The following is a 12,057-nucleotide window of genomic DNA, read 5'->3' as shown; positions in this document are numbered from 1 at the left end:
CGGAACTCCGTGCAAGCACGAGAAGCCTGCATCCGCTGCCCCGTCCTGCAAGTCGATCCCCGTCAGCGCCCCCGACTCCTGGAAATCATCCACAACCTCCGCGACCGCATCGCCGAGGCCCGCGCCAACGGCTGGCTCGGCGAAGTCGAAGGCCTCCAGGTCAGCCTCGACGCCGCCAAGGCCAAGCTCACCCGCCTCAGCCAGAACCCCACCGACGGCCGCCGCCAACTGGTCGAACTCGGCATGCCGACCTTCACCGACACACCACCCCCATCACGAACAGGAGAACCCGACTGATGACCGTTTTGCGTTTAATCTCGTTCAGCTACCTGCACCTGCCCAACGACGGCCGCATTGTGATCACTCCCCTGGCCCGGGAAATACCAGAACTGCGATCGCGTTCAGCCCCTCGACGTCGGCCAGAACTGAGCGAGCGCAAAGCTCTCAGGCTCGTCGCTCCCCGGCGGGTGAAGCGGGCCTTCCCGCCAACCCAGACGCACGCGATAGCGGCCCGGCGCCGGCAGCGCGAACACATCATTGAGCGCACCCCCTGCGATCTCCATGATGCTGATTGAGCCACTGGTCATGGCTAGCGTCACTTCGGCCGTCTGCGACCACTGCTCGCTGTCAATGGCGGCCTCGCCATCCCAGGACTCAAAGCGCATCAGTGCCGAGACCACGTCCTCGTCGCTTTCGAAGCACACTCCAGCCTCACTGGCGCCGAACCAGTTCCCATGCTCCCGCGGGTCCAAAGGCGGGTCTTCGTCCGCCTCACTGTCAGCGAAGAAGAACAGGTGGTACTGCACGTGGACCTTCACCTCGACCGAGTCCAACAACAGTGGCACGATCACCCCCCGTCGGAGACACCATGATCCGCAACAGTGTGGCACTGGTCGGTGAAGCGCTCAAATGTGCGTGCCCGCGCTCAGGTGGATGGAGAAACACAGTCCTTCCCGCCGAAATGGACCGATGCCAGGACCGATCATCACACGGCTTAGTCCGGAAAAGTGCTGCTGGCCTGGTGGAACTCACCGCCAGACGCGTTCGCGCCCACGGGCGCGAGGTCGAAGTCGAGCACCTCCACGTCCACCTCCCCCGCGTGCTCGGGCTGGCCAGTTCATGATCGCTTCCTTGGCCCGAAAGGCGCCGCTGTCGTCAAGCTGGTACGGGGTCGTCAGCAGAGCCGTCACCATACGTGCTGCCCGCAGTGAGGCCCTCGACGAACGAGCGGAAGTCACCAGCCAGGACGAGCTCCGCGTCGAGGTCGGTCTCGAACCATGTAACCGAAGGCTCTCCATCCCGCCCACAGGCGCGGTAGTCGAGCCCAATCCAGCAGTGCCCATCGCCGGAGAGCAGCACAAGTGGTGCTGGCATACCCCACTCCTCGACCAAGTACGGGGTGTCGAGCAACGAGGTCATCCCGTCGCGTCGCCCGATGCCCATCAGGTTGTCGAAGGGAACGTGGTCTTCGCTCCACGAGGTCGGCTGACTGGTCGGGAACGCATCGTGATCAGCAGCCACGATGCCGCCGTTCTGAACCCGCAGAAGGTCCAGAAGGGCCGATGGCAACGTCACACCGAGCACACGCTCGGCTTCTCGCACCATCTCGTCCGTCAGGGGCTGCTGGACACCGTAATCACCGTCACCCCAGAACGTCGCCATGACCTCATCGAATCGCCCCATGGCACGCAGCCTACGGCTCAGCAGCACTGGCTTCAGCTTCAAGATCGTTTCTTAGTCCGGAAAAGACACCGTGCTGATGAAGGAGAGCGCAGATGGCGGTCGCCGTGCTGACGGTCATCGCCGCCGCCCAGCCCCCCGGCACCACCGACGACCGCATCCGCGCACAGGTAGGAAGCCGATGAGCGACGACCGGCGGACGTGCTGGTGCTCCTGATCCAGGCGTACCTGGCATACGTTCCCTGGCTCCTGGAACACGTCGGCGGGGCCTGGTGAGTCACCACCGGATCCCGACGACCGGTACCCGGCCCGGCGGCCGGGCACCGGTCGTCGGGTCACTTGACGATGATCTGATGGGTGGCCTGAGCCGGTCCGGTCCCGCCGTCCCCCGCATAGCTCGCGAGGTAGCTGTACCTGCCGGCGTTGGCGGGCGTGTCGGTGAACATGTACGTGCCGTCGGCGTTCACCCTCACCGACGGGAGCTTGACGGCCTTACCACTGGTGCCCTTGACGTACAGGGTGCGCTGCACGGTGAGCGTGGACCCCGGAGAGGGCGGCCTGCCGCTCTGCGTCAGGACACCGCTCAGCTCCACGGCCGTGCCGGCGACGCCGGATTGTGGTCCTGTCAGGGTGAGCGTGGCTTCGCGCTTGACCGTCACGGTGACGGAGGCGCTGCTGCGGCGGTGGCCGTCGTCGCCGTCCCAGAACACCCAGTAGATCACCTCGCCGACGTATGGCGGCAACTCGAAGACGGGCGTGTCCTGGAAGGTGAACGTGCCGTCCTGCCGCGTCGTCACGCCGGTGATCGGCAGTTTCGTCCAGCCGGGCAGGTACTGGATCACCGTGAGCGGCTTGAGCCCGAGCGCCTCGCCGTCGGCGCGGGTGAGCCGCCCCTCGACGGTGATCGGCGAGCCAGCGTACGCGTCCGCGGGGGCCGTCACCGTGAGCTTGGTGGCCGGTAGCGCGACGCCCGTCACCCGCCACAGCAGCAGCCGGTCCGTAGAGCTTCGCAGCAGCGCGAAGACGTCCGTGCCGGAGAACGCGACGCCGTCCGGGAGCAGTTCGGCGTCCGGTTGGTCGGCCGCGAACAGTTCCGCGCCCGTCGCGGCGTCGTAGAGGGTGAGGTCGGTGCTGCCCCACTGGCGTCCGGCCGCGAGGTACGCGCCGTCCGAGCCGAGCGCCACGGCGGACGGGTACCCGTCCCAGCCGTCGCCGTAGGTGCCGGTCGCCGCCAGGGTCCTGGTGTCGTATTTGGTGAAGTGACCGGGAGTGTCGGCCGCGCTGAACAGGGTGCCGCCGTCGGAGCTCAGGGTGAGGTCGCGCAGGGAGTCGATGCGCCATTCCTCGCCGTCGATCGTGCCGCGCAGCGCGGGGGCGCCGTCGCCGAGGTCGTAGACCATCATGTCGGCGTGGTGCAGGGCGGTCTGGCCGACTACGAGCGTGTCGCCGGCGGCCGCGAGCACGGGAGGCCGCAGGTGCTCGCCCCCGACCGCCACGGGCGCCGGGGCGCTCGCGCTGAGATCCAGGCCGACGACGCCGCCGGGGCCGTTGTCGCACCCGTGCCCCACCCACAACCGCTCCCCCAGCAACGCCAGGGTGGACGGGCAGGGGTGGGCCGACAGGTCGATCCGGCGGGTGACGGCGAGGCTCGCGGTGTCGATCTCGGCGACCTCGTTCGAGCCGGTGAGAGCCGCGTACAGGCGGGTGCCGTCCGCGTTCACGGCCAGCTCTTGGACGCCGGGCAGGTCGGTGACGACGCCGCCGGTGAGGTTTCCGTCAGTGTCGGCCACGATGATGCGGTCGCCGGCGGGAACGAAGACCCGGCCGCCGCCGACGGCTAGGTCAGCGGTGTAGGTGTCAGCGACCCCGAGGTCGGTGATGGTGCCGGCCGCCGAGGCGGCGGGGGCCGTGACGGTGATCAGGCCGGTGATCAGGCCGGCGGCGCCGCAGTAAGCGGCTAATCGGCGAACCAGGGATGGGGACACGAGGGCCTCCTGCCGGAATGGGATCATATGTTCTAGAAACGTCTCACAGGCGCTCCCACGTCAAGATCATCCGGTCGCGCGACACCAAACCGTGATCAAGCAAGTGTCCCGCAGGAACGCTCCCGTTGAACGAGCCTCGGCGGCATCGTGGCCAGCACCGCGCTCATTGCGGACGCCTCCGTACTGGGCGCGCTGACACTGATCTCCGATGATCCCCGCTCTATCTGGTGCCGATTGCGGTGCTGTGGGCCTGATCATCGCCAATGTCGAGTGATCCGTGTTCGGCGAGAACCGCACTGATGGGTTCTCCATCGCACCGGTTGAGACGGCGCCGATGCTTGAAGCTGCCCCTGCGAGGACTTGTTGAGCCCTCCGCAAGGCAAGTCCGACAACTGAGTTCGCCCCACCCAGGGCACAGCCTGGGTGGGTGGGGCCACGGATTGCGTGAAAGACGAGGAAACCACCGCGCAACGGGGCGCAGGCACCCCGATGGCGGCAGACGCGCAATACCCCGTTGATCGCTCGACGGTATCGGGGTGGTAGCAGGTCTGGCCACGTGGCGTCTCCAGGGCCCTGCCGCGTGGGTGGGCAACGGCGTCCCGTCTCCGTACACATTGCCGCGCCGTGACGTGGGCCTGCCAGGCTTTGTACGCCTACCACCGCATCACACCCAATACCACGGGCCCGAGCTGACCATGGACGGCTGCAACAGCCTGCATGCAGTGTCAGACGTAAGCATTCACGTCGAGCCACTCTGAGAGCGGCAAGACAGAAAAGCATTGGCCTCTCATCGTGGACCAGGCCACTATGACTCCGTGAAACGATTGCAGATCGTCGCGGGCGACGCGACCAACCCTCAGGCGAAGGGGCCGAAGATTATCGCCCATATCTGCAATGACCTCGGCGGATGGGGCAAGGGATTCGTTCTGGCGATCTCGCGTCACTGGCCCGAACCGGAGCGCGAGTACCGCCGCTGGCACCGCGAGCGTGCAAGGAACGACTTCGCCCTCGGAGCAGTGCAGATGGTCCGTGTCCGATCAGATATCTGGGTCGCAAACATGGTCGCGCAGCGCGGGATGAAGGTGGGAAGCAGCGGTCCGCCCATCCGATACGACGCCGTCGAACACTGCCTAGACGCCGTCGCTCAGCACGCCCTTGCCAACGAGGCCTCTGTTCACATGCCCCGCATCGGCTGCGGCCTCGCCGGCGGCAAGTGGGAACGCATCGAGCCGATCATCAGCAAAACCTTGAGTGCCCGCGACATCGCCGCCACCGTCTACGACCATCCATGAGACCGCCTCTCTGCCTGGCCTCAAGGCCGCAGGCTCACTCCCGACTCATGTCGACGGCCAACCGCGTGATCACCAACCGTGACAACCGATCGTGCTCACCCCCCAGCCGTGACTCCAACGCGGCGATCTGCTCGCGAGTTCTTCAATCCGCTGCCGGCCACAGCCTCACGCCGGGCCAGTTCCTCCAGCAACGAGCCCACCGTCACCACCGCCTCACAGAGAAGGCGGTTCCTCGACTAAACAGTCATGACCGCAACAGCCCAGCTCAGGCACTCACTGCGGAAGAGCTACACCCCAAGAGGTTGCGATCCCTCCAGGGTGATGAGTGACACCACCAGGTCCAGCAACCCCATCACCGCGTCCTCATAGAGCTTGTAACCTCAGTGATACCCCCGCCGAGCGGCTGGATACGGGCGGGGTGGCCTCGGCGACGGATGACGTCGTGGAGGGCTGGCAAGGCGGGCGTTCTGTCCGGTGCAGAATCTGGGCGGGTTCCCAGTGCTTGCGTCTGCCCCGGTACGCGGCTTCACCTGGCGGGCGAGACGGCCAGGGCTGCAGTATCTGACGGCGACGGGCCGCGTGCATGGCTTCGAGAGCCTGGCCGAGCAGCGCGTGCTGCTGGCCTTGGACTTCGCGGGTGGTGTCGAGGAGGTGCTGTCCCAGCCATTCCGGCGTGAACGGCCGGCGTCTCGACCGTCCGGAGGTCGAGGAGACGGTGGAGGACCCAGACATCGACTTGTCTGCGAGAGAGCGGGCCTGGCGGCCGGGACGTATCTTGGGTCTGACGGGCTGGCGAGATGACGGATCCGAGGTGCATGCATGCAGTTACTCGAGTTTGCAGTCGACGACGGGGGCGGGCTGATCACCTTCGAGGTCGACCCCGCGGACGTGCCCGAGGACTTGGTACTCGCCGGCGCCGACGGCTCGCCGGTCGTCGCCCGGGCCCGGACCACGCTGGAGAAGGCGCTCGGCGAGCTGCGCCCGTCGCTGCAGCGAGTGGCCGCGCTGCTGCGGGAGTTGTCGCCGGACGAGGCGACGCTGGAGTTCGGGCTGAAGATGGGCGGCGAGACCAGCGTCATCGTGGCCAAGGGCACCGCAGAGGCCAACTTCCAGCTGTCCATAACCTGGCGTACGACGGGCTGATCGCGTGCGGCGGCGCTACGCGAACCGGTCCGGGTTCATCGTGCGGATCCTCACCTTCGGCACGCACCGCGCCGTCGGCACCGGGTTCCTGGTCACCGACGACCAGCTGCTGACCTGCGCCCACGTCGTCAACCAGGCTCTCGGCCGGGACCAGCGGGAGCAGGCGCAGCCGGACGCCGAGCTGCGTCTGCCCGTCGACTTCCCGCTCCTCGGCGACGCGGAAGGCACCCCGCTGCGCACCTGCCGTCTTGAGCTGTGGGTGCCGCCGCCGCTCTCGGGCACCGCGGGCGGCGACATCGCCGGGCTCCGGATCGTCGGCGAGCCGGCGCCAGCGCGCGCGGGGCCCGCCCGGCTGCCGCTGGCGGACACCCCCGAACACGGCGGCGAAGTGCACGTCTTCGGCCACCCCGCGCAGCCGGTCAGGCGGAACGGATCCTGGGTGGCGGCGCGCGTCCGCGGCCGGGTCGGCGGCGGGCTGCTCCAAGTCGACGCGAACCTCGACTCGGCCGTGTGGCTGCAGCCAGGCTACAGCGGATCCCCGATGGTCGGCTCCTGCCCCGAGGGCGACCTGGTGGTCGGCATGCTGTCGGTGGCCAGCAGCCGGGGCGGCCACCGCGACGGCTACGCGGTGCCAGCCGACGAACTCGTTCGGGCCTGGCCTGAGGTGCTGTCCGGCATCCCGCCCTCCCCGTACCGCGGGCTGCGCTCCTTCACCAGCGCCGACGAGGCGGTGTTCGTCGGCCGCGAGGAGGAGACCGCCCAGCTGGAGCAGATGGTGGCCGACGACGCCGCGGTTCTGGTCGTCGGGCCCTCCGGGATCGGGAAGTCGTCCCTCGTCGAGGCTGGGCTCGTGCCGCGCTGGCGGGACGGCGGCGGGATCTGCATCACGGCCAGGCCCGGCGGCAGTGCACCGCTTGACCGGCTGCTCACGGACGTCCGCGTCGCCCTCGGCGACCACCCCGGTCTCGAGCCGGACGCGCTGCGCGCCCAGGTGGAGGCCGACGGCCTGGCCGAAGCGGTGTCCTGCTGGGCGCGGCGGCTGGGGCAGCGGATCCTGCTGCACGTCGACCAGTTCGAGGAGCTGCTCGGCGGCACCCTCGCCGGGGAGCGGGCCGCCCTGGTGGACGGCCTGTTCCCGGCCTTCCGGGACGCGGACGCCGCGCTGCGCGTGGTCGCCACCCTGCGCGCCGACTTCCTGCCGATGCTGCTTGAGCTGCCCGGCGCGGGGGGCCGGCTACACGACCGCATCCTCGCACTGTCCCCGATGGGTAGCGCGGCGCTGGAGCGGGCCGTCGTCGAACCGGCCCGCGCCCGGGGAGTCGTGTACGAGCCGGGCCTCGCCGCGCAGATCGCGGCCGATACCGGCGGCGGCCCCGGCAGTCTGCCCCTCATGGAGTTCTCGCTGGACCGGCTCTGGCCCGCGCAGCGCGCGCACCGGCTCACGTTCGCCGACTACCGCGCCACCGGCGGCGTCACCGGAGCCGTCAACCGCTACGCCGAAGGCGTCTACGAGCGGCTGTGGGCAGCGGGGCACGCCGAGCACGTCAAGACCGTGCTCCTGGCACTCGTCCGCAGCCGCGGCGGCGCGGCCGAAGCCGCCGCCAAGGCCGTGCCGCGGGCCCGCTTCACCGACAGCAAGCCGGCCGTCGACGAACTCGTCCGGCAGCGCCTGCTGGTCGCCGAGGCCGACGGCCACGAGCCGCTCGTCCGCCTCGCCCACGAGGCGCTGATCCGGGCCTGGCCGCGCTACGCCCGCTGGGTGGATGAGGACGCGGACTTCCAGCGCTGGCTCGTCGGCCTGGAGGAGCGCGCTGGAACCGACGACCTGCTCGCCGACACCCGCCTCGGTGTCGCCGAGCACTGGCTCGCCGAGCGCGGCGGCGACATCCCGTACGACGTCGTTCGGCTGGTGGAGCGCAGCCGCTCCGCCTGGCAGCGGCGCGTCACGGAGCTGGAGGCGGCCCGCGCCGCCGCCGAGGCCGCTGCCGACACCGCCCGCGCTGCCGCCGCCGAGGCCCGGGCGCGCCAGCTGGCCGCCGCCTCCGAGCTGGCCACCGCCACCAGGATACGAGGCGGACCGCTGCCGCTGGCGTTGGCCCTGGAGTCGCTGGAGACCTGCTGGACGCTCGCCGGCGACACCGCGCTGCGGCGCGCCCTGCGGACCGCGCCGCTGCCGCTAGGGCGGGTCCCGGTCGGCGACCGCCCCGGTGAGGAGAGCGGTGAGCACGACCGCATCCTCGTGGCCACCGGCCGCTTCTCGCCGCTCGACCCGGGCCTGGTGCAGTCGGCGGCGTACGGGTATGACCAGGTGGCGCAGACGCGCCTCGCCACCTACCAGCTGTTCCGGCGCGATCTCGGCGGAGCGGGCGTCATCGAGGTTCACCGCGCCGTGGGCCCGGCCCTGCCCGCCATGGGCCTGCAGCGGCCCGAGCTCCTGCCGTACACCCTGGACGGCCGGGCCGTGCTGCAGGCTGACGACCGCGGGGCGGTCGTCAGGGACCTGCGCACCGACGCCGTCCTAGCGTCAGACACGGCAGGTCCGCCGCTGGTCACCGCACGTCTCGGCGACGACGGCAGGAGCCTGGTGGTCATCCGCGGGACCAGCGAGCGCGGCACCCACTCCGACGTGACCGTCCGGGGCGCCACGGTGCGCGTGCTCGATCTGGGCACCGGCTCCGTACGCCACGAGACCCTGATCGACGCCCTCGGCGGCTCCATCGCCTTCAGCGCCGACTGCACGCTGCTGGCCGCCACCAGCGAGTGGTACGACGACGACAGCCACTACAAGTGGATGTCGATGACGACCGTTCACGACCTGCGGGGCGAGCGCGATCCGGTGGTGATCGAGCACGACGGATCCGCCTCGATGCACCGGGCGTTCAGCCCGGACGGCGCGCTGCTTGCCGCCGGTGCCAACAGCGTCGACAGCTGCGGCGACGCGCACACCGGCCATGTCGAGGTCTTCGACCTCCGGGACGGTGGCACGCTGCTCTACCGCCACTACCACTACCTGCCCATCGAGGACCTGGCGTTCGACCCGGAAGGCGGGCTGCTGGCCGTGGCGGTCGGCGACTCCCGGCACCGGCAGACGCCGGGCGCGGGCCAGTTGATCGAGGCCCGCAGCGGCCGGGAGAGGCGCCGGCTGCACCACGACTTCGCCGTCAAGTCCGTCACCTTCAACGCGGACGGCAGCCGCGTCGCGTTCGCCGGCGCGTACACGGCGCGGGTGTTCGCGGTGGACCAGGGCGACGAGCTCTACGTGGTCGACCACGAGAAGGAGCTGTGCGACATCGCCTTCCACCGGGACGGCCGCCGCCTGCTCACCCTGACCGAGGCATCGTCCGCCTCCGACCCGCCGCAGCTCTTCGAGTCCCGGGGCGCCGAAGTCGCACGCGTCGACTATCCCCGATTCAACAACGGCGCGCTGCTCAGCGGCGACGGCAGCACACTGTATCTCTCGACTGAGCACGGCCGGTGGACGAGCGACCACCGGGCGCGGGAGTCCCTCGACCGGGTCGTGGACGTCCTCACGCAGGACGAGCTGCACGTCTTCCACCGCCGGGGCCGACGCGAGCGGCTGAAGTTCGACGTGGCCGGCGACCGCATGCTGGTCACTGACGGCGACCGGTGCGAGGTGCACGACCTACGCGGGGAGACCCCGTCGCAGGGCTTCGACCACCCGAAGGATTCCACCACGCTGCTAGCCGGCTTCGCGGCTGACGGCCAGCGGCTGGTCGTCACCACCGTCCACGGCTCTGGCGCTCTCCTCCGCGTCGTCGACCTGGCCCGCAACGAAACGGTCGGCACGCTGCGGCTGCCGGGCGCGGTGCTGGCCGTGAGCGCCGACGGCGGGCTCGCGGCCGTCGTCGAGCACGACGAGGACGGGCACCTGTCGTACACGGACACGGCCACCGAGCGCACCGGCCACTGCCGGGTGGCCGTGCTGCGTACCTCAGACGGCTCCCGGCTGACTGCGTTCCGCGCCCGCCACGGCGATCGGTCCGTGGCCTTCGGCCCAGCCGGCGAGTGGGTCGCCGCCCTGTGCGAGGAGGCCCTGACCGTACACGACACGGCCGACGGCACGCTGCGGTGGACCGCGGAGACCGGGGGGCCGGACTTCGACACCGTCGCAGTCTCGCCGGCCGGCACCCACCTCGCCGCCACCGGCCGCCCGGCGCGCTACCCGTACTCCTCGCACCCGCTTCTTCTCCTCGACGCCGGTGGTGGAGGTGTCCTCGCACGGTACGAAGCGGGCGCCACGGCCTGCGCCTTCAGCGCGGACGGCCGCCGTTTCGCCTTCTGCCGGGACGGCGCCGCCCAGGTCGTCGATCTGGGCACCCTGAGCCCGCTGTGCAGCGTCGAGCACGAGCGTGACCCGGTGCACGACGTGCGGTTCCTCGGCAGCACCGGCGCGCGTCTGGTCACCCAGGACAAGCGCAGCATCCGCGTCTCCGAGGTCGACGCCGTGGACGTGCTAGCCGCCGCCAGGGCCCGGACGACGCGCGAGCTGACCGAGTCGGAGCGCCGTCGGCATCTCGACGATCACGCCGGGCAGGCTGGGCCGGGCTACTTCCACCAGTAGCTGTAGGCCCGGCCGAAGGGCGTCGATCGCTTCGTCGTCGAGCCCGGGGTGCCGCCCCGACCTTGGCAACATGCGCGGCGGCGGACTCGTTGCAGCCTCCAGCTTCGGGACAACGGCCCTGGCCAGCGGCGGCCTCCTCATGCGTCGCCGCCGTCCACCGTAATCGGCGCCGGAACACCCGCACTGCGCCGCCCACCAACAGCCTCACCAGCACCCCAACACCCACCCGCCTGACGAACCCCCGACGGCCGACAGCTGCCCTGCCCGCCAACTATCGCGCTCAGCTCCGCCAACTACATCGCTCATCCGCCACCTATAGCGCTCAGTCACACGCGCGCAGAAGGCCGACACAGGCCTGGAAAGTTAGCTCCAGTCCATCACCAGTTGAGTGCGGCGCTTGAGAAAAATTCGGCCTATGACGGGAGCTGACACCACCACGTCCGCCGGGTAGAGGGTGAACTGCGGGCCTGGGTGTTGCCGCCACTCGCGGTCCCATGCCGCCAGGTGAGCGGCAAGTCGCTCGGCGAGCTCGACGCCGTGGCGGCCATGGCCGTGGATACCGAACTCGAGGTGGCGCCCTTCGGTCTCATGGTCCCGGTGTGCTTCTCGATACGTAAGGTAGGCGAAGCTGTCGGAAGTCACGAGGGCGGGGCAGAACCAACGCAGAACAGGTTCGATGAGGTCCCCGTCGTGGTCGGGGTTCGGCCAGATCACGCCGAAGGTGTCGTCGTGAGCCGCGAGCCACAGGTGCAACGTGTCGAAGGGGTCGTTGGAACGGACGACAATGCCGGTCCACAGTTCGCACGCGTCGCCGGTCAGCGCTTGGTCGAGTGCGGCTGTGTCCAGCACCGGCCCGCCATCGAGCGTCAGCGTCACCGCTCCGCCAGCCAGGGTGGCGACCTGCTCGTGGTGCGCTCCGGCGGGCCACCTTCCGCGTGATCCGAAGGCGGCGGCGGTCCTGACGCACGGCACGGGCAGCGAGCGTCACCTGTCGCGATCCCTGCTTCTGCGGGCAGCGCGGTCGCTGGGAACCAAGCTGGGCGAACAGGTGCCGGCATCGTGAGCTTCGACGTGCAGCGAGCGGTACGGGAGCTCGTGCCGCAGGTGACCGAGGCGCTCGACAACGCGGCGGTCACCGGGGACGAAGCTGTCCGGGAGTACGCGCGGGCGGTCGTCATCGACCTGGTCCGCGAGTACACCGACGGCCGGACCCTCGCAGGCAGGAGCGCGCCCACCCTGCCGGAGGAACGGCTGCTGGCCGAGGCCGTACACAACGAGATCTTCGCGTTGGGACGGCTGCAACCGTTCGTCGACGACCCCGACGTGGAGAACATCGACGTCAACGGCTGCGACCAGGTGTGGATCACCTACTCCG

The 12,057-nt window shown here is 69.9% G+C and carries 8 protein-coding genes and 1 pseudogene; 5 read left to right on the top strand and 4 right to left on the bottom strand.

Translation table 11 applies throughout. The annotated features are described in order from the left end of the window. Positions 1–9 precede the first annotated feature (9 nt). Positions 10–297 (top strand): hypothetical protein, encoded by a 288-nt coding sequence (locus tag ABGA98_RS44025; RefSeq protein WP_347624483.1) that lies wholly within the window; start codon positions 10–12, stop codon positions 295–297. 104 nt (positions 298–401) lie between these two features. Here the strand turns inward: ABGA98_RS44025 and ABGA98_RS44020 are convergent, their stop codons facing one another. The 3 genes from ABGA98_RS44020 to ABGA98_RS44010 form a co-directional block, all read right to left on the bottom strand. Beyond that, positions 402–851: a hypothetical protein gene (locus ABGA98_RS44020; protein ID WP_347624482.1), complete on the bottom strand. Its 450-nt coding sequence runs from the start codon at positions 849–851 to the stop codon at positions 402–404. A 304-nt stretch (positions 852–1,155) separates the two neighbouring features. After that, positions 1,156–1,683, bottom strand: coding sequence for an SMI1/KNR4 family protein (locus tag ABGA98_RS44015; RefSeq protein WP_347624445.1), 528 nt, complete (start codon positions 1,681–1,683; stop codon positions 1,156–1,158). A 332-nt stretch (positions 1,684–2,015) separates the two neighbouring features. Continuing rightward, positions 2,016–3,665, bottom strand: coding sequence for a hypothetical protein (locus ABGA98_RS44010; protein ID WP_347624444.1), 1,650 nt, complete (start codon positions 3,663–3,665; stop codon positions 2,016–2,018). Between the two features lie 815 nt (positions 3,666–4,480). Here ABGA98_RS44010 and ABGA98_RS44005 point away from each other — a divergent pair. The 3 genes from ABGA98_RS44005 to ABGA98_RS43995 all read left to right on the top strand — a co-directional run bounded on the left by ABGA98_RS44005 (position 4,481) and on the right by ABGA98_RS43995 (position 10,682). Further along, positions 4,481–4,957 carry a macro domain-containing protein gene (locus ABGA98_RS44005; RefSeq protein ID WP_347624443.1) on the top strand — a complete coding sequence of 159 codons (477 nt, stop codon included), beginning with the start codon at positions 4,481–4,483 and terminating at the stop codon, positions 4,955–4,957. 819 nt (positions 4,958–5,776) lie between these two features. Next, on the top strand, positions 5,777–6,100 hold the full coding sequence (locus ABGA98_RS44000) for a CU044_2847 family protein (protein ID WP_347624442.1): 324 nt from the start codon (positions 5,777–5,779) through the stop codon (positions 6,098–6,100). Between the two features lie 4 nt (positions 6,101–6,104). Beyond that, positions 6,105–10,682 (top strand): trypsin-like peptidase domain-containing protein, encoded by a 4,578-nt coding sequence (locus ABGA98_RS43995; RefSeq protein WP_347624441.1) that lies wholly within the window; start codon positions 6,105–6,107, stop codon positions 10,680–10,682. Positions 10,683–11,045: 363 nt separating this feature from the next. Here ABGA98_RS43995 and ABGA98_RS43990 read toward each other — a convergent pair whose 3' ends face one another. Beyond that, a complete protein-coding gene (locus tag ABGA98_RS43990) occupies positions 11,046–11,558 on the bottom strand; it encodes a hypothetical protein (protein WP_347624440.1) in 513 nt (170 codons plus the stop codon). Positions 11,559–11,741: 183 nt separating this feature from the next. Here ABGA98_RS43990 and ABGA98_RS43985 point away from each other — a divergent pair. Then, positions 11,742–12,057: pseudogene (locus ABGA98_RS43985) on the top strand (hypothetical protein); the annotation flags it as partial.

The organism is Nonomuraea sp. B1E8, assembly GCF_039871515.1.
Classification (GTDB): domain Bacteria; phylum Actinomycetota; class Actinomycetes; order Streptosporangiales; family Streptosporangiaceae; genus Nonomuraea.
This window is presented reverse-complemented; position numbering and strand designations above follow the sequence as displayed.

Bases quoted from the DNA above. Each gene is read 5' to 3' on its own strand.
- ABGA98_RS44015 (WP_347624445.1), bottom strand. From the start codon at position 1,683: ATGGGGCGATTCGATGAGGTCATGGCGACGTTCTGGGGTGACGGTGAT.
- ABGA98_RS44000 (WP_347624442.1), top strand. From the start codon at position 5,777: ATGCAGTTACTCGAGTTTGCAGTCGACGACGGGGGCGGGCTGATCACC.